A 16,805-nucleotide genomic window follows, 5' to 3' on the forward strand; every position below is an offset into this window, starting at 1 on the left:
GGGCATTCGGGGTGTCGCAGGGCATGCAAGGGCCCGGAAGGGTGGGGACGGGGGCGCTCAGGCGCGGATGACCTGCGGGCCGAGCAGCGCGTAGCGGTGGGCTTCGGACGCGGACAGGAGGGTGCTGGTGACGATGGTCTCCAGGTCGCCGACGGAGGCGAACCGGCAGAAGCTCGCCGCCCCGAACTTGGTGTGCACGCCCGTGAACACCACGCGCCGCGACGCCCGCAGCGCCTGCGCCTTCACCTCGCTGACCGCCGGGTCGGGGGTGGTGAGCCCGTGCTCGCGGGAGATGCCGTTGGCACCGATGAAGGCCAGGTCGATGACGAAGCCCGCCAGCATGCGGGTGGTCCAGTGGTCAACGGTCGCGAGGGTGCCCGGGCGGACCCGGCCGCCGAGCAGCAGCACGGTGACGTGGTCGGCCGTGGCCAGGGCGCCCGCCGTGGCGAGCGACGCGGTGACCACGGTCAGCTCGCGGTTCTTCGGCAGGGCCTCGGCGATCAGCTGCGGGGTGAAGCCCTCGTCGATGAACACGGTCTCGGCGTCGCCGAGCAGCTCGGCCGCGGCCGCCGCCACCCGCCGCTTCTCCGGCACGTGCATGGTCGTACGGAACGCGAGGGTGGTCTCGAAGCCCGAGCTCTCCACCGGGTAGGCGCCGCCGTGGGTGCGCCGGACCAGTCCGTGGTCCTCCAGGGCGCGCAGATCGCGGCGTACGGTCTCCTTCGCGACGCCCAGCTCGACGGCGAGCGCGCTGACGTCGACGGATCCCGAGCGGCGAGCCGCGCGCACGATCTGCCGCTGGCGCTCCTCCGCCGTCATGGTGCCACCTCTTCCCCTGGCTCGTTCCGGGTGGCCGTTCGGGCCCGTGGGGACGTTTCTACAGGGCGATCACTGGGCTGAACAGGCGGAAAGCGGACTCGATGATGCCCGGATGTGCCCGCCCGGGGCGGCCCTGGCCTGCGGCGCCGACGGCGCGCGGGTCCGTTCACGGTGCGGACGGCGCCCGTTTGCCGCCCGCACCGCCCGTACGGATCAGGGCTGGTGGAACGTCACCTCCGGATGGTCGGCCGTCGGACCGTCCAGGAGCGGCTGCTCGATGCCGCGCAGATGCCGGTCGAAGAAGGCGCCGACATAGGCGCGGGTGATCCGCTCGGCGCGCTGGCCGGAGATCGGTGCCTCGGGGTCCTCGTCCACGCCGAGCTGCTCAAGGACGACCGGGGCGTCGGTGAACGTGAAGTGCCCGGACCCGGCGACCGTGAGCCAGCGCTTCCAGCCGTCCATGAGGGGCCAGGCGTCGTCCCAGTGGTGGGGCCCGCCGGGCTCCGTGGTCAGCTTGGTGCCGAGCAGCAGGAAGGGGCGGCCGCGCAGGCCGTCCGGCTTGATCTGGATGCCGCCGTCCATGTTCATGCCCGCCCGCACGCGCCGGTCGGTGTTCATCAGGGCCATGGTGGCGGCGCCGCCGATGGAGTGGCCGCCGGAGCCGATCCGCTTGCGGTCGATCATCTTCGCGTGCCGCCAGGTCGCCTTGCCGGACTCCCCGCCGACCAGGCGGTCCAGGACGTACGACAGGTCCTGGGCCCGGTTCGCGGTGATGCGCGGCCCCGGAACGGTCGAGTCCGGGTCGCAGCCCAGGCACGGCGGCATGCGGCCGCCCTCGAACTCGCCGCCCGCGGCCTCGTGGGCGTGGTCGACGGTGGCCACGACGTAGCCGCGGCTCGCCAGGTCCTCGGCGAGGTGCGTCAGGGTCGAGCGCGGCGCGGTGAAGCCGGGCGACAGGAGCACCAGCGGGAACCGGCCCGGCGCGGCGGGCGCCCCGGTGCGGGCGTAGGTGCGCGTCGCGCTGTAGGCGGCGGGCGGGGCGTCGAGTTTGTAGTACGTGAGCAGGGCGCGGGCGGCCTTGAGGGACGTGTACGCGGTGGCGCGGCCGCCCTCCCCTCTCGCCGGGTAGTACAGGGAGGCCATCAGTTCGCGCGGCTCCTCGGGCGCCCACAGGTCCTTGCGGCTCTTGTCGACGAGGTGCAGGGTGTCGCGGCCCACGGCGTACTTGCCGGTGGGGCGCGGGAGTTCGGGCCGGGTGGCGGGCGCGTCGGCGGTGGTGGGGCGGTCGGCGGTGCGCGGCCCGGCGAGCGCGCCCGTCGCCGCCGCGAGCGGCAGGGCGAGGGCCAGTGCGAGCACGGTCGCGACGGCACGGCCGGGCGCGGTCCTTCGGGTGGTTGTCATGTCAAGTCAGGCTAGGGGTGAGGCTGTTCGGGCACGTCGGCCGGGGGTCTGACCCGGGCCCGACCCCGGTCTGACGGCGCCGTCCCCTCCAGGGATGAGGCTCAATACGGCCACACTGGCGGGTTCGTGCAGAAGCGGCCGCCGAGGTGCGCGTGGTCGGGGTTGGCGGGGTCGAGCTCCCCGTGCTCGGCGATGAGCTTCGCCGCGAACCGCTCGGAGTCGTCCCGGGGCGCGTACCCGAGCGCCCGCGCGGGCTCCAGGTCCCACCACAGCCGGGTGTTGGCGGACGAGCCGTACACCACGGTGTGCCCGACGTCCGGGGCGGTGAGCGCCGCGTGGAAGAGCCGCGCGCCGTCCTCGGGCGACATCCACACCGACAGCATCCGGACGTCGGCGGGCTCGGCGAAGCAGGAGCCGATCCGCACGGACACCGTCTGCACGCCGTGCTTGTCCCAGTAGTACTGGGCCAGGTCCTCGCCGAAGGACTTCGACAGGCCGTAGTACGTGTCGGGGCGGCGCGGGGCGTCGACGGGGATCAGCGGGTCGGTGCCGACGGGGCGCGGGGTGAAGCCCACCGCGTGGTTGGAGGAGGCGAACACGACGCGCGGCACGCCCTCCTCGCGCACCGCCTCGTAGAGGTGGTACGTGCCTTCGACGTTGGCCTTGAGGATCTTGTCGAAGGTGGACTCCAGGGAGATGCCCGCGAGGTGGAGCACCGCGTCCACGCCCCGCACGGCCTCGCGCAGCGCGGCCCGGTCGGCGAGGTCCACGGTGAGTGCGCCGGGCTCGCCCTCGACGGGGCGCAGGTCGAGCAGGCGCAGCTCGTAGCCGTACGCGGGCAGCAGGCCGCGCATCAGGGTGCCGACACCACCGGCGGCTCCGGTCAGCAGGACGGTGCGGGGAGCGGGCATGCGGCGGTCTCCTCGGGGTGGTGCGAGAGGGCGGCGGGGGGCGACGTGGCGCGGGGTGGCCAGGGGTGGCCAGGGGTGGTGCGGCGGCGGGGGACCCGGGCCGTGCTGTGCGTGCTTGTGTCCGGAATTCACATCCTTGGACACGCTAGGGAGTCGTGACGGGTGGAGTCAAGGGGGCGCGGAGCCGGTGGATCCGCTCCTGCGTCGCGTGGTGGCGCGCTTGACCCGCACGGAGAGCCGCCCTAGCGTGGGCGCGTTCAGGGACATGGACGTGAATCAGAAACGTGCACGCTTAGGGAGAGCCCGTGACGTCAGGCAGGTCAGGTCGGTCAGGAACCCTCGCCTCCCGGCTCCGCGTTCCCAGCGGACCGCTGTTCTTCCCCGTCACCCCCTTCGGGCCCGGCGGATCCGGCGGGCCCGTCGACGTAGACGCGCTGCGCACCCATGTGCGCCGCGGTGTGGAGGCGGGCGCGGCGGCGGTCTTCGCGTGCTGCGGCACGGGCGAGTTCCACGCGCTGACGCCCGAGGAGTTCCAGGAGTGCGTCGCCGCCGCCGTGGCGGAGACCGCGGGCCGTGTCCCGGTGGTCGCGGGCACCGGCTACGGCACCGCGCTCGCCGTGCGCTACGCGCGCCTCGCCGAGGAGGCGGGCGCCGACGGACTGCTCGCCCTGCCGCCCTATCTGGTCGTCGCCTCCCAGGAGGGCCTGCTGCGGCACTACGCCGAACTGGCCGCGGCGACCTCCCTGGACCTCGTCGTCTACCAGCGCGACAACGCCGTGTTCACGCCCGCCACGGTCCTCGGGCTCGCCCGCACCGACGGCGTCATCGGCCTCAAGGACGGCCTCGGCGACCTCGACCTGATGCAGCGGATCGTCAGCGCCGTACGCGCCGAGGGGCCCGGGGACTTCCTGTACTTCAACGGCCTGCCCACCGCCGAGCTGACCGGCCTCGCCTACCGGGGCATCGGCGTGAGCCTGTACTCCTCGGCCGTGTTCTGCTTCCTGCCCGACCTCGCGCTCGCCTTCCACCGGGCGCTGAACAGCGGCGACGACAGGACTGCGGCCCGGCTGATCGACGGCTTCTACCGGCCCTTCGTGGAACTGCGCGCCCAGGGCAAGGGCTACGCGGTCTCCCTGGTCAAGGCGGGGGTGCGGCTCACCGGCCTCGACGTCGGCGGGGTGCGCCCGCCGCTGCACGAGCCGGCCGACGACCACGTCAAGCGCCTGGCCGAACTCGTCGAGCGGGGCCGGGCCCTGGCGGCGGAGGCCGGGGCATGAGGGCGGGCGCGTTCCTCTACCCCTGGGACGTCATCGGCGACCCCGCGGCCGCCGACCGCGTCGCCGCCCTCGGCGTGCGCCAGGTGACCCTCGCCGCGGCCTACCACTCCACCCGGGCCCTCACCCCGCGCCACCCGCGCCACCGCGTCGTCACCGCCGGGCACGCCGCCGTCCTGTACCCGCCGGGCGGGCGCTGGCGGGGCCGGGTGCCGCGGCCCTATCCCGCGGGGGACTGGGCGCCGGGCGACGCCTTCGGCGCGGCCGCCGAGGCCCTGGCCGCCGCCGGGCTCGACGTCCACGCCTGGGTGGTGCTCGCGCACAACTCCCGCCTGGGCGCCGAACACCCGGACACCAGCGTGGTCAACGCCTACGGCGACCGCTACCCCTGGGCGCCCTGCGTCGCGCGGCCCGAGAACCGCGCCTACCTCGTCGACCTCGCCGCCGAGGCCGCCGTCCGGCCGGGCGCGGCCGGGGCCGAACTGGAGTCGTGCGGCTGGTACGGCTTCGCGCATCTGCACGCCCACGACAAGGTCGCGGGCGTGCGGCTCGGCGAGGCGGGCGAGTACGCGATGTCCCTGTGCTTCTGCGCCACCTGCCGCGCCGGGTACGGCGAGCACGGCCAGGACGCCGACCGGCTCGCCGCCGCCGTGCGCCGGGGCCTCGAGCCGGTGTGGCGCGGCGCCGCGCCCGGGCCCGGCTGGGCGGGCGTGGAGCGGCTGCTCGGCGCCGAAGCGGCGGCCGCCACGCGCGCGTGGCGCGAGCACGCCGCCCGTACCTTCCAGGAGGCGGCGGTCGGGGCCGTACGCGCCGAGGCGCCCGACGGCTTCCAAGTGCTGCTGCACGCGGACCCGGTGACGTACCACTGCGGCGCCAACGCCGGGGCCGACCCCGAGCACGCCCTGTCCGTGGCCGACGGCGTGGTCGTGCCCTGCACCGGGGGGCCCGAGGCGCTCGCGCCCTTCGCCGCCCGCGCGCGCGAGCACACCGTCGTCGCCGCCAACCTCACGGTGGTGGCGGGCCTGGGCAAAAGCCCCGCGACGCTCGCCGCCGACGCCCGGCGCGCGGCGGCGCTCGGCGCCACCGAACTGCGCCTCTACCACGCGGGTCTCGCCTCCGACGAGGACCTCGCGCACGTCGAGAAGGCCCTGTCGCGGCTCCCCTGACAGCCGTTACGATCCGCGCACCAACATCGCTCACGTGGGCGGGGAACAGGGGAGACAACGTGCGCAACAAGGGGATATCCGCGCTGGTCTGTGCCGGACTCACGGCAGGCGCCGCGGTGCTCGCCACCGCGGGCACGGCGGCCGCGCAGGACGGGGCCGCGCAGGCGCAGACCAGGGCCGGGTCCGGGCGGGCCGACGCCCCGGCGAGAGCCACCGCGGAGGACGTCCGCGAACGCCTGGAGCAGATACCGGGGATGACGGTCGTCTCCGTGACGGACAAGGAGGGCTACCCCTTCTACACCCTGACGTACCGTCAGCCGGTGGACCACGAGCACCCGGACAAGGCCGCCTTCACCCAGCGCCTGACGCTGTGGCACAAGTCGACGGACAGGCCGACCGTCCTGTACACCACCGGCTACGGCATCGCGTCCGGCACCACCGCCGTCACCAAGCTCCTGGACGCCAACCAGGTCAGCCTCGAACACCGCTACTTCCTCCAGTCCCGCCCCCAGGGCGCGGCGGGCGACGACTGGACGAAGATGACCGTCCAGCAGGAGGCGGCCGACGAGCACCGCGTCACCCAGGCCCTGCGCGGCATCGAGAAGGGCAAGTGGATCGGCACCGGCGCCAGCAAGGGCGGCATGACGGCCACGTACCACGAGCGCTTCTACCCCGAGGACCTGGACGCCGTGGTCGCGTTCGTCGCGCCCAACGACAAGAACAACCGGGACGACTCCGGCTACGAGCGCTTCTTCAGGACCGTGGGCACCAAGGAGTGCCGCGCGGCCCTGAACGCCGTGCAGCGCGAGATGCTCGTCCGCCGCGACGCGCTCCTGCCCAAGTTCGAGGCGGACGCCAAGGCCAACGGCCAGACCTTCGAGGAGACGCTCGGCACCACCGACCGCGCCTACGAGTTCGCGGTCCTCGACCAGGTGTGGAACTTCTGGCAGTCCGGCAGCATCGACAACTGCGCCACCGTGCCCGACGCGAAGAAGGCCACCGACGACGAGCTCTACTCCTGGTCCAAGGGGCACGGCCTGAGCGTCTACTACGACGAGGACCTCGGCGTGAACAGCTCGGGTCCCTACTACCGCCAGGCCGCCACCCAGCTCGGCTGGGCCGACCTGAAGTTCAAGCACCTCAAGGGCGTGCGCCACTACCCGGACATCTACCAGCCGAACTCCGTCCTGCCCGCCGCCATGCGGGGCACGTACGACAACGCGACCATCGCCGACGTCGACCGCTGGGTGAAGACCCGGGGCCAGCGGATGATGTTCATCTACGGCGAGAACGACCCGTGGAGCGCGGAGAAGTTCACCCCGAGCCACCGCGACTCCTACCGCTACGTGGTGCCGGGCGCCAACCACGGCGCGTCCATCGCGAAGCTGCCCGAGCCGCAGCAGTCCCAGGTCATCGCGGTGATCAAGCGCTGGGCGAACGTGAAGTGACCGCTCGTGTGGGTGCGGCCGGGCGCGGCCGCACCCCCGCGGGGGGCGCGTCGGGGTGACGGCCCCGGTCCGGCAGCGATGAATCCCGGCGGCCGGGGCAGTCAGGTCAGAAAGCGGGCCCGCCGGGGCCCGCTCGACGACCTGAAGGAGACGGCCATGCCGGAGACCACGAACCCCCTGCCGGACGCGGGGGAGCCGCACGAGCTGCCGGACCTCAGGCCACAGGCCCGCCTGGTGGCGAGCCTGGCCGCGGGGGTGACCGACGACCAGCTGGACGGGCCGACGCCCTGCCCCGACTACGCCGTGCGCCATCTGCTCGGCCACCTCGTCGGGCTCGCCGCCGCGTTCACCGACGCCGCGCGCAAGGACCTCGGCGCCCGCACCGACACCGACCCGTCGAGCGCGCTGCCCGACCTCGGGCCCGACTGGCGCGACGAGCTGCCGCGCCGCCTGGCCGAGCTCGCGGAGGTGTGGCGCGACTCCGCCGCGTGGACCGGGCAGACCCGGGCGGGCGGTGTGGACCTGCCCGCCGAGGTGGCCGGGGTCGTCGCCGTCGACGAACTCGTCGTGCACGGCTGGGACCTGGCGCGGGCCACCGGCCAGGAGTACGCGCCGGACGCGGCGAGCCTCGGCGTCGCCCACGCGATGCTGTCCGCCACCGAGGCCGAGGGCCCGGCGGCGCGGGGCGAGCTCTTCGGGCCGCCGGTGCCCGTCCCGCCGGAGGCCTCCCTCCTGGACCGCGTCGTCGCGCTCAGCGGCCGCGACCCGCACTGGCGCCCGTAGCCCGGGGCGCCCGGCACTCGGCGCCCCGATCTAGTTTGCGTAACTGACTAGCTGGCCCTACGGTCTAGCTCTGACCAGCCAGTCACACGCGCATCCGCCGTGTGCGCACGTTCGTCGTCCAGGGGGACCCATGTCGATCTCGCCCGACCTCTCGGTGGCCGCCACGGCCGTCGGGGGCGCGCTCGCCGGCTATCTGCTGCTCGGCGAGCCCTGGCTGGGCCGCCGCATGTACGGCTCGCTCGCCCGCCGCCGCGCCACCGAACCGGGCGCGCTCGTCCGCTACTTCAGCTACGTGATCGCCTCCTGGTGGGGCCTTGCCGCGCTGGCAGCGGCGGTCCTGCTGCTCTCGCCCGGCGCCGCCCCGGCCGACTTCGGCGTCACGCTGCCCGCCGACGCTCCGTACACGGTGCCGGTCGTCCTGCTCTTCGGCGTCGCCGCCGCCGTGTCGAGCCGCCACTTCCAGGAACTGGCCAGGCAGGGCAAGCACATCCCCGGCCGCGCCGCCATCGAGGCCATGCTCCCGCGCACCGCGCGGGAGCGGCGGCTCGCCGTCGCCGCCGCCGTGACCGACGGCGTCTGCGCCGAGTTCGTCTACCGCGGCCTGCTCATCGCCTTCGGAGTCGGCGCCCTCGGCCTGCCGTTGTACGCGGCCGCCGCGCTGTCGCTCGCCGTGTACGCGCTCGCCGGGTGGTACCAGGGCGGCACCGGCGTGGTCGTCTTCGCCCTCTTCGGGGCCCTGCTCACCGGCCTGTACCTGGCCACCGGCAGCCTGCTGCTCTCCGTCGCCGTGCACGTCATACTCTCCGTGCGCGACCTGACGATCCCCGCGCCCGACCTGCCGTACGCGAAGCGCGGCACGGCGTGAGCGCCGACCGCCGCGCCAGCTGGTTCAAGGGCGTGCTCGACCTGCTGGTCCTCGCGAGCCTCACCGAGGGCGAGAGCTACGGCTACGAGATCGCCAAGCGGCTCGACACCGCCGGGTTCGGGCAGATCCGGGGCGGCACGCTGTACCCGGTGCTCAACCGCCTGGAGGAGGCGGACCTCGTCGCGGCCGAGTTCCGCGCCGCGGAGAAGGGACCGGGGCGGCGCTACTACACGCTGACCCCGGCCGGACGCCAGGTCCTCGCCGAACAGGGCGCACTGTGGCTGGCCTTCGACACCTCCGTACGCGACGCCCTCGCCCGGGCGGGTGTGCGATGAGCGACACCTATGCGATGGACGGCACCTATCTGACGCGCCTCGCCACGCGCCTGCGCGAGCTCGGCCTCCCCGACGGGCAGGTGCGGGAGACCACCGCGGACCTCGCCGCGCACCTCGCGGAGTGCGGGGCCGACCCGGTCGCGGAGTTCGGCCCCGTCGAGGAGTTCGCACGCCACCTCGCACCCGGGGCCGCGGCGCCGGTGCCGCCCGCGGCGGGCGCCGAGACCTGGCGGTGGACCGCCGACACGTCCGTCGACGAGGAACTGCTCGGGCGGTTCGGCGACGAGGGCTGGGAGGTCGAAGGCGTCGACGCGCTCGGCCGTTTCGTGTGCCGACGCGACCGGGAGCGGCCGCAGCGGTGGGAGTACCGGCGCGAGCTCGTCTCGCGGGGGCGGGAGGGGCTCGACGAGCGGCTCGCGCCGGACGGGTGGGAGGCGTGCGGGAACTGGGCGGTGTACGCCTGGTTCAAGCGGCCTCGGGCGGCGAGCGACGGGCCCGCGGCCGAGCTGGGCGGCGCCCCGCCCGCGCCGCCCGCGCGCCGGGTCTTCCTCGGCCGCCGGTTCTACGCGCTGTGCGGGGTGGTCCTGTGCGCCGTGGCCGCCGCCGTGGTGCGCGACGGCGGCGACCCGATGAGCGGGCTCGGGCTGCTCACCGGCCTGGCGGCCGGGGCCCTGCTCCCGCTGGGCGCGGCCTTCGCCCTGAGCAGGCGCCGCTGAGCCCTCGCCGACGGCTGGGCACAGTGCCCCGAGGGGCTCAGCGCAGCGCGGCTCGCATCATGGCCGTGGCGATGGGGGCCGCCAGGCCGTTGCCGCTGACTTCGGAGCGGGCCGCGTCGGAGGACTCGACGATGACCGCGACGGCGACCTCCTTGCCGTCGGACCCCTTGGCGTAGGACGTGAACCAGGCGTACGGCGTCTTGCTGTTGTTCTCGCCGTGCTGGGCCGTACCCGTCTTGCCGCCCACGGTCGCCCCGCTGATGCGCGCGTTCGTCGCCGTGCCCTTCTCGACGACCGACCGCATCGCGGAGGCGAGCTGGTCGGCGGTGGCCTCGCTGACGACGCGCTCCGAGCCCGCGTCCCCGTCGTAGTCGTTCAGGACGTCGCCGTCGGCGGTCGTGGTCTTGGAGACCATGTGCGGGGACTTCAGCTCCCCGCCGTTGGCGATCGCGGCCGACACCATGGCCATCTGCAGCGGCGTCGCGGTCACGTCGAACTGGCCGATGCCGGTGAGGCCGGTGCTCGCCTTGTCCATGCCCTTCGGGTACAGGCTGACGCCCGCGCGTACCGGCACGTCCAGCTTCTCCGCGTTGAAGCCGAACTTCTCCGCCTGCGCCCGCAGCTTGTCCTGGCCGAGGTCGACGGCGAGCTTGGTGAAGACGTTGTTGCACGACCACTGGAGCGCGGTGCGCAGCGAGGCGTTCTCGCAGGGCGCGGACTTGACCTCGTTCGGGATGGACGTGCGCGTGCCGGGCAGCGTGTACGGGTCCGGGCTCTTGGTCCGCTGGTCGACCGAGTCGTACAGGCCGTCCTCCAGGGCGGCCGCCGCGACCACCAGCTTGAAGGTCGAGCCGGGCGGCAGCGGCTGGCGCAGCGCGCGGTTCACCATCGGCTTGTCCTTGTCGCCGGTGAGCGCCTTCCACGCGTCGCCGTCGTTCGAGCCGCTGATCTTCGACGGGTCGTACGACGGCGTGGAGACCATCCCGAGGATCTTGCCGGTCTTGGGGTCGATGGCGACGGCGGCGCCCTTCTTGTCGCCGAGCGCCTTGTACCCGGCCTTCTGGACGGCCGGGTCGATGGTGGTCACGACGTCACCGGGGTCGGCACGCTTGTTGGTGAGCGTGTCGAGCGGGTTCTTCAGCCGGTTGTCGCTGCCGTCCAGGAGGTCCTTGTAGATGCCTTCGAGCTGCGTGGCGCCGTACACCTGCGAGCTGTAGCCGGTGACCGACGCGTACAGCGGTCCGTTCTTGTACGTGCGCTTGTACGCCAGGTCGCCGCCCGAGGTGCGCTTGGAGCCGGTGACGGACTCACCGGCCACGATGATGTCGCCGAGCGGGTTCCCGTAGGTCTTGATCGCGTTCCGTTTGTTCAGCTTGTCCTCCGCGAGCGCCTTCGAGTCGTGGAACTGCACCCAGGTGGCCCGCACAAGCAGCGCGAACACCAGGAGCAGCGTGAAGACCGCGGTGTGCCTGATCGTCTTGTTCATCCCTGACAAGGACGAGCGTCCGGGGCCGGGGCGTTCCCGTCTTGCGCTGGTGTGTCCTGTTTCTCAGGCGTTCTTCATGAAGCCCGCCTCGTACGCCGCGATCACGGCCTGCGTGCGGTCCCGGGCGCCCGTCTTCGCCAGGACCGCCGCCACGTGCGTCTTGACCGTCGCCGGGCCCACCTCCATGCGCCCGGCGATCTCGGCGTTGGTGAGCCCGGCCGCCATCAGGTTCAGGACCTCGCGCTCGCGCCCGGTGAGCCGGGCCACCCAGGGGGCCTGCGCGGTCGTGGCCCGTGCGTGCTCGGCGGCCAGGGCGCGCACGGCGGTGGGAAACAGCAGCGAGTCGCTGCGCGCGACCAGGCGCACCGCCTGCACCAGGGAGTCCGCGTCGGCCCGCTTGAGCAGGAAGCCGGACGCTCCGGCGCGCAGCGCCTCGTACACGTACGCGTCGTTCTCGAAGGTGGTGACGACCACGACGCGCGGCGGCTCCGCCATCGTCTGGAGGATCTGCTCCGTGGCGCGGATGCCGTCGACCTCCGGCATGCGCACGTCCATCAGGACCACGTCGGGCCGCAGCTCCCGGACGACGGACACCGCCTCGGCGCCGGTCGCCGCCTCGCCGACGACCTCCAGGTCGGGCTCGGCGGTGAGGATGACGCGCAGCGCCGTGCGCACCATGCGCTCGTCGTCGGCGAGCACGATGCGCAGCGGGGTGTCGGTCATGGGCGGGCCTCCAGGTGGGTCACGCGGGCAGGGGGTCAGGCGGGCGGTCGCAGCGGCAGGCGGACGCGCAGCCGCCACACCCCGGCCTCGGGCCCGGCCGCGGTGGTGCCGCCGAGCAGCCGGGCCCGGTCGGCGATGCCGCGCAGGCCGTGGCCGCCGCCGGGCCGGTCGGCCGCGGTGTCGGGCGGCGCCGACGGCAGCGGGTTCTCGGCGCTCAGGTCGAGGCCGGTGTCGTCACGCGTGATCCGCAGCGTCACGGCGGTGTCGGCGCCGCCGTGCTTGAGGGCGTTGCTGAGGGCTTCCTGCACGATGCGGTACGCCTCGCGGGACACCATCGGCGGCAGCGCGTCGGCGCCGCCGGGGCCGAGGTCGACGGCGGCCTTCACCCGCAGGCCGCCCGCGCGGGTGCGGCGCAGGAGCCCGTCCAGGTCGGCGGCGAGCGTCGGCGCGGGCGCCGTCGAGGCCCGCTGGTCGCCCTCGCGCAGGACGCCGAGGACCGCGTCCAGCTCGCCGACGGTGCGCCGGGTGGTGTCCTCGATGGCGGCGAGGGCCTCGCGCACGAACTCCGGGTCGTGGTCGAGGACCCGGCGGGCGGCGCTCGCCTGGAGCGTGACCGCGCTCAGCGCGTGGCCCACGGAGTCGTGCAGCTCGCGGGCGAGGCGGTTGCGCACGGCGAGGTCGGCGGCGCGCTGCTCGGCGGCGGCCAGCCGGTCGGCGGGCGTGGGCCCGAGCAGCAGCGGCGCCCACCGCGCGAGCAGCACGCCGCACCCCGCCGCGCACCCGGCGAGCGCCAGCAGGGACAGGGCGCCCACGACCGGCGCGAGCCCCAGGGTCCAGGGGACGTGCAGCGCGTCGGGCAGGCCGAGCCAGGAGTCCCGCAGCCCCACGAAGACCGGCAGCACGAGCAGGAACGTCGCGAACGGCACGAGCGCCAGCGTCATCCCGCTGATGATCCCGCCCAGCCCGAGGTGCAGCGTGAACCACAGGACTGTGCGCCCGCGCTCCTGACGCGTGCGCGGCGGCCCGTCGGCCAGCGCCTCGTCCGGCACCGCGCACAGCGCCCGCACCGCCGCCACCGACATGGGCCGGGTCAGCGGGAACAGCGCGGTGATCGCCGCCAGCGGCAACCCGAGGGCGAACGCGAGGAGTTGGGCGGCGAACGAGCCGAAGAACCGGTCGTCGCCGAAGAGCGGCCCCGACAGGATCGAACCCACGAAGACGTACGGCATGGCGACCGCGCCGCCGAGGACCAGATGGATCCACCGGCGCCGCGCCCGCCGCCCGAACAGGGCCGAGCCGAGGCGTCTCACGCGGCCCCGCCGCGGCCCGCGCGCTGCATGAGCAGGCGGACGCCGACGGCGGCCACGAGCGTTCCGATGATCATCTGCACAGCGTAGGACAGGACCATGGCCGCCGTCGGCCGCGCGGCCACGTCGTCCGTAGGCCCGAGCGAGGCGATCAGCAGCCAGGCGCCCCAGCACGCCACCGCCCCCGACCCCAGCCAGGCGAGCGCGAGCGGCACCCGCACGGGCAGCGCGGGCCGCCACCGGAAGGCCAGCGTCCAGGCGCCCGCCACGGCCGCCGCGAGGTAGCAGGCCTCCAGGGCCTGCAGGACGTAGAAGTCGCTGGTGCGCTCCGCGGCCCGGGCCGCGCTGAGGCCGAGCGTCGAGCCGCTCGCCCACAGCAGCCGCAGGGCCGCCGGGTACAGCGCGAGGACGGCCGCGGCGAGCGCGCACAGCCGCGCGCCCCGGCCGGGGGCCGCGAGCCCCGCCACCCGGCCGCGCCACACGTGGCCCCAGCGGTCGCGCGCGTACAGGGCGAACAGCAGGCCCAGGCTGAGGCCTTGGAGGATGAAGCCGCCGTACACCACCCCGAAGACCCACTCGTCGAGGAAGGGCTCGCGGCCGGTGTCCTCGGCGCTGTTCACCGAGCCGCCGAGCGCCCGCACCGCGAGCTGCGCCGGGAACCCGGCCATGATCGGCGCGAGCAGTCCGGTGGCCGCCCACATCGGCAGGGCAAGCAGCCACGCCGGGGCGCGGCGCCCCCAGGGCCGGGTGAGCAGCAGCGCGAGGGCGATCACGGCCGCGTCCATGAGCACGGTCAGGGCGTTGGCGGCGATCATGACGCCGCGGTGGTCGAGGAGCGCGCTGCCCTCCGGGATGCCGAGGTGGCTCCCCGCGATCCAGGCCGCCTTCAGGGACAGATACGGCAGGCAGGAGGCGACGGCGACGGCGCGCAAGGCGCGGCGGGTCCTGCCGGGCCTTTCGGCGGCGGGGAGACCGGCGGCGGGGACGAGGAGCTGGGTCATGCCTCCAGGCTGGCGCGCGGCCGCCCGCGCCACCTCCTGCCCGGCGACGAACCGCCTCCGCCGCGCGGGGGAGGGGGACCGCCGCCGAAGAGGAGGTCAGAGCCGCCGCGTGGCCAGGGTGAGCCGGTCGCGGGCGTCGAAGAGCGCGTCCTTGACCATCTGCTCGTGCGCGGGCGTGAGCCGGGCCACCGGCACGGAGCAGCTGATCGCGTCCCGCGCGGGCGTGCGGTAGGGGATGGCCACGCCGAAGCAGCGCAGGCCGAGCGTGTTCTCCTCGCGGTCCACGGCGAAGCCCTGCTCCCGCACGGTGCGCAGCTCCTCGATGAGCTGCTCGCGGTCGGTGATCGTGTTCTCGGTGAGCGACGGCAGCGTCTGCGGCAGCAGCTTGCGCACCTGTTCGTCGGTGTGGGTGGCGAGCAGCGCCTTGCCGAGCGAGGTGGAGTGCGCGGGCAGCCTGCGGCCCACGCGGGTGAACGGGCGCAGATAGTGCTGGGACTGGCGGGTGGCCAGATACACCACGTTCGTGCCGTCGAGCCGCGCGAGGTGGATCGTCTCGGTGGTGTCGTCGGAGAGCCGGTCGAGCGTGGGCCGGGCCGCCGCGACGACCTCGTCGCCGTCGATGTACGAGGTGCCGACGAGCAGGGCGCGCACCCCGATGCCGTACCGCGTGCCGGTGGCGTCGGTCTCGATCCAGCCCAGCTCGACGAGCGTGCGGAGCAGCATGTAGAGGCTGGACTTCGGGTAGCCGACGGCCTCTTGGACGTCGGCCAGGGAGTGCATCCCGGGGCGGCCCGCGAAGAACTCGAGCAACTCCACCGTCCGCACCGCGGACTTGACCTGCGCGCCCCCGCCCGTCTCAGCAGCCGCCATCGCCCTTGACCCCTCACGTGCGACGAGAAATAGTCTCCACTGTCCCCGCCGGATTCACCATGGGAGACAGCGTTCAGTATATCGAACGGCCGTGGTGGGTGAGGAGCAAACGGCGGTGGCAACGGCACATCAATCGTGGATTTCTGGGAAACCTGGAGGACCCCCGGTGGCAGCAACACCAGTGTGGAGCGTCGACCCCCGAACCGGGAAGCGGCGCGAGCAGGTCGCCGTCGAAGCCACGGCCGAGGAGGTCGGCCGGATCGTCGCCGCGGCGCACGCGGCACGCGCCGCCCTCGCGGACCGCGCGACCCGCGCGGCCTTCCTGCGCACCGCCGCGGACCTCCTGGGCGGCGCCGAGGGCCCGCTGGTGGAGGCCGCCGACGCGGAGACGGCGCTCGGCCAGGCCCGGCTCGGCGGCGAGCTCGCCCGCACCCGCTTCCAGCTGCGCGCCTTCGCGGACGTCGTCGACGAGGGCGCCTACCTGGGCGTCGTCATCGACCACCCCGACGCGAACACCACGCCCCCCACCCCCGACCTGCGCCGCTACCGGGTCCCGCTCGGAGTCGTCGCCGTCTACGGGGCCTCCAACTTCCCCTTCGCCTTCTCCGTGCCCGGCGGCGACACCGCGAGCGCGCTCGCCGCGGGCTGCCCCGTCGTCGTCAAGGCGCACCCCGACCACCCGGCCACCTCCGAGCTCGTCGCGTCCGTGCTGCGCCGCGCGGCCGCCGAGCACGGCATCCCGGGCGAGGTCGTCGGCCTGGTGCACGGCTTCGACGCGGGCCTCGAACTGATCCGGCACCCGCTGGTCGCCGCCGCCGGGTTCACCGGCTCGATACGCGGCGGCCGCGCCCTCTTCGACGCGGCGGCCGCGCGCCCGGTGCCGATCCCCTTCCACGGCGAGCTGGGCTCGCTCAACCCCGTCGTCGTCACCGAGGCCGCCGCCGCCGAGCGCGCCGAGCAGATCGGCACCGGCCTCGCGGGCTCGATGACGCTCGGCGTCGGCCAGTTCTGCGTGAAGCCGGGCCTCGTCCTCGCCCCCGAGGGGGCCGACGGCGACCGCCTGGTGAAGTCCCTCACCGACGCCGTCGGCGACTTCGAGCCGGGCGTGCTCCTCGACCACCGCATGCGCGACAACTTCGTCGCCGGGGTCACCGAGCGCGCCGGACTCCCGGACGTGAGCGCGCCGGTGACGCCGGGCGCGGGCGGCGAGCACACGGTGGCCGCCGGGTTCCTCACCGTCCCCGCGGCGCGCCTGGCCGCGGCGGGGGAGCACGACCTGCTCCTGGAGGAGTGCTTCGGCCCGGTCACCGTCGTCGCCCGCTACGCGTCCCGGCAGGAGATCACCGCCGTGCTCGCCCGGCTCCCCGGCAACCTCACGGCGACCGTGCAGCTCTCGGCCGAGGAGGCCGCGGGCGAGGGCCGCGGCACCGAGCTGCTCGCCGAACTGACGCCGCTCGCGGGCCGCGTCCTCGTCAACGGCTGGCCCACCGGTGTCGCCGTGGCCCCCGCGCAGCACCACGGCGGCCCCTACCCGGCGACGACCAGCACCTCCACCTCCGTCGGCGGCACCGCCATCGAGCGCTGGCTGCGCCCCGTCGTGTACCAGAGCACCCCCGAGGCGCTCCTTCCGCCGGAGCTCCACGACGCCAATCCCCTGGGTCTGCCCCGCCGTTGCGACGGCCGCCTGGAACACTGACGGC

General features: G+C 74.5%; 16 protein-coding genes. 8 read left to right on the top strand and 8 right to left on the bottom strand.

Annotation, left to right across the window (positions count from 1 at the left end; translation table 11 throughout):
• Nucleotides 1–57: 57 nt before the first annotated feature.
• From ACIG3E_RS36030 to ACIG3E_RS36040, 3 genes are all read right to left on the bottom strand, one after another.
• A complete protein-coding gene (locus tag ACIG3E_RS36030; RefSeq protein ID WP_399624384.1) occupies nt 58–819 on the bottom strand; it encodes a DeoR/GlpR family DNA-binding transcription regulator in 762 nt (253 codons plus the stop codon).
• 213 nt (nt 820–1,032) lie between these two features.
• Entirely contained in the window at nt 1,033–2,220 is a 1,188-nt protein-coding gene (locus ACIG3E_RS36035) for an alpha/beta hydrolase family protein (protein WP_399624386.1), read from the bottom strand.
• Nucleotides 2,221–2,321: 101 nt separating this feature from the next.
• Nucleotides 2,322–3,131 (bottom strand): NAD-dependent epimerase/dehydratase family protein, encoded by an 810-nt coding sequence (locus ACIG3E_RS36040; protein WP_399624388.1) that lies wholly within the window; start codon nt 3,129–3,131, stop codon nt 2,322–2,324.
• Between the two features lie 305 nt (nt 3,132–3,436).
• Between ACIG3E_RS36040 and ACIG3E_RS36045 the strand changes: the two genes are divergently transcribed.
• From ACIG3E_RS36045 to ACIG3E_RS36075, 7 genes are all read left to right on the top strand, one after another.
• The gene (locus tag ACIG3E_RS36045; protein ID WP_399624390.1) at nt 3,437–4,408 is read left to right on the top strand and encodes a 5-dehydro-4-deoxyglucarate dehydratase; all 972 of its coding nucleotides are present in this window, start codon (nt 3,437–3,439) and stop codon (nt 4,406–4,408) included.
• Nucleotides 4,405–5,571, top strand: a complete 1,167-nt coding sequence (locus ACIG3E_RS36050; protein ID WP_399624392.1) for a hypothetical protein — start codon at nt 4,405–4,407, stop codon at nt 5,569–5,571. The genes ACIG3E_RS36045 and ACIG3E_RS36050 overlap by 4 nt, the downstream gene beginning before the upstream one ends.
• 59 nt (nt 5,572–5,630) lie before the next feature.
• Nucleotides 5,631–7,019: a S28 family serine protease gene (locus ACIG3E_RS36055; RefSeq protein WP_399624394.1), complete on the top strand. Its 1,389-nt coding sequence runs from the start codon at nt 5,631–5,633 to the stop codon at nt 7,017–7,019.
• Nucleotides 7,020–7,175: 156 nt separating this feature from the next.
• A complete protein-coding gene (locus ACIG3E_RS36060; protein ID WP_399624396.1) occupies nt 7,176–7,802 on the top strand; it encodes a TIGR03086 family metal-binding protein in 627 nt (208 codons plus the stop codon).
• 130 nt (nt 7,803–7,932) lie between these two features.
• On the top strand, nt 7,933–8,667 hold the full coding sequence (locus tag ACIG3E_RS36065) for a type II CAAX prenyl endopeptidase Rce1 family protein (RefSeq protein WP_399624398.1): 735 nt from the start codon (nt 7,933–7,935) through the stop codon (nt 8,665–8,667).
• Nucleotides 8,664–9,002: a PadR family transcriptional regulator gene (locus ACIG3E_RS36070; RefSeq protein ID WP_399624400.1), complete on the top strand. Its 339-nt coding sequence runs from the start codon at nt 8,664–8,666 to the stop codon at nt 9,000–9,002. Before ACIG3E_RS36065 ends, ACIG3E_RS36070 begins: the two co-directional genes overlap by 4 nt.
• Entirely contained in the window at nt 8,999–9,718 is a 720-nt protein-coding gene (locus ACIG3E_RS36075; protein ID WP_399624402.1) for a hypothetical protein, read from the top strand. Before ACIG3E_RS36070 ends, ACIG3E_RS36075 begins: the two co-directional genes overlap by 4 nt.
• Before the next feature lie 37 nt (nt 9,719–9,755).
• On the opposite strand, the gene ACIG3E_RS36080 is transcribed toward ACIG3E_RS36075, so the two are convergent.
• The 5 genes from ACIG3E_RS36080 to ACIG3E_RS36100 all read right to left on the bottom strand — a co-directional run bounded on the left by ACIG3E_RS36080 (nt 9,756) and on the right by ACIG3E_RS36100 (nt 15,105).
• Nucleotides 9,756–11,204 (bottom strand): peptidoglycan D,D-transpeptidase FtsI family protein, encoded by a 1,449-nt coding sequence (locus ACIG3E_RS36080; RefSeq protein ID WP_399624404.1) that lies wholly within the window; start codon nt 11,202–11,204, stop codon nt 9,756–9,758.
• A 63-nt stretch (nt 11,205–11,267) separates the two neighbouring features.
• On the bottom strand, nt 11,268–11,927 hold the full coding sequence (locus tag ACIG3E_RS36085) for a response regulator (protein WP_399624406.1): 660 nt from the start codon (nt 11,925–11,927) through the stop codon (nt 11,268–11,270).
• Nucleotides 11,928–11,962: 35 nt separating this feature from the next.
• The gene (locus tag ACIG3E_RS36090) at nt 11,963–13,237 is read right to left on the bottom strand and encodes a sensor histidine kinase (RefSeq protein ID WP_399624407.1); all 1,275 of its coding nucleotides are present in this window, start codon (nt 13,235–13,237) and stop codon (nt 11,963–11,965) included.
• Nucleotides 13,234–14,235 (bottom strand): hypothetical protein, encoded by a 1,002-nt coding sequence (locus ACIG3E_RS36095; protein WP_399624409.1) that lies wholly within the window; start codon nt 14,233–14,235, stop codon nt 13,234–13,236. Before ACIG3E_RS36095 ends, ACIG3E_RS36090 begins: the two co-directional genes overlap by 4 nt.
• Nucleotides 14,236–14,331: 96 nt before the next feature.
• On the bottom strand, nt 14,332–15,105 hold the full coding sequence (locus ACIG3E_RS36100; RefSeq protein ID WP_242716368.1) for an IclR family transcriptional regulator: 774 nt from the start codon (nt 15,103–15,105) through the stop codon (nt 14,332–14,334).
• A gap of 166 nt (nt 15,106–15,271) precedes the next feature.
• On the opposite strand from ACIG3E_RS36100, the gene ACIG3E_RS36105 reads away from it, so the two are divergent.
• Entirely contained in the window at nt 15,272–16,801 is a 1,530-nt protein-coding gene (locus ACIG3E_RS36105; protein ID WP_399624412.1) for an aldehyde dehydrogenase (NADP(+)), read from the top strand.
• Nucleotides 16,802–16,805 lie beyond the last annotated feature (4 nt).

The organism is Streptomyces sp. NPDC053474 (assembly GCF_044544845.1).
In the GTDB taxonomy this organism is placed as follows: domain Bacteria; phylum Actinomycetota; class Actinomycetes; order Streptomycetales; family Streptomycetaceae; genus Streptomyces.

Coding starts and splice junctions, on each gene's coding strand:
- ACIG3E_RS36030 (WP_399624384.1), bottom strand. CDS start 819: ATGACGGCGGAGGAGCGCCAGCGGCAGATCGTGCGCGCGGCTCGCCGC.
- ACIG3E_RS36035 (WP_399624386.1), bottom strand. CDS start 2,220: ATGACAACCACCCGAAGGACCGCGCCCGGCCGTGCCGTCGCGACCGTG.
- ACIG3E_RS36040 (WP_399624388.1), bottom strand. CDS start 3,131: ATGCCCGCTCCCCGCACCGTCCTGCTGACCGGAGCCGCCGGTGGTGTC.
- ACIG3E_RS36050 (WP_399624392.1), top strand. CDS start 4,405: ATGAGGGCGGGCGCGTTCCTCTACCCCTGGGACGTCATCGGCGACCCC.
- ACIG3E_RS36060 (WP_399624396.1), top strand. CDS start 7,176: ATGCCGGAGACCACGAACCCCCTGCCGGACGCGGGGGAGCCGCACGAG.
- ACIG3E_RS36065 (WP_399624398.1), top strand. CDS start 7,933: ATGTCGATCTCGCCCGACCTCTCGGTGGCCGCCACGGCCGTCGGGGGC.
- ACIG3E_RS36075 (WP_399624402.1), top strand. CDS start 8,999: ATGAGCGACACCTATGCGATGGACGGCACCTATCTGACGCGCCTCGCC.
- ACIG3E_RS36080 (WP_399624404.1), bottom strand. CDS start 11,204: ATGAACAAGACGATCAGGCACACCGCGGTCTTCACGCTGCTCCTGGTG.
- ACIG3E_RS36085 (WP_399624406.1), bottom strand. CDS start 11,927: ATGACCGACACCCCGCTGCGCATCGTGCTCGCCGACGACGAGCGCATG.
- ACIG3E_RS36095 (WP_399624409.1), bottom strand. CDS start 14,235: ATGACCCAGCTCCTCGTCCCCGCCGCCGGTCTCCCCGCCGCCGAAAGG.
- ACIG3E_RS36100 (WP_242716368.1), bottom strand. CDS start 15,105: ATGGCGGCTGCTGAGACGGGCGGGGGCGCGCAGGTCAAGTCCGCGGTG.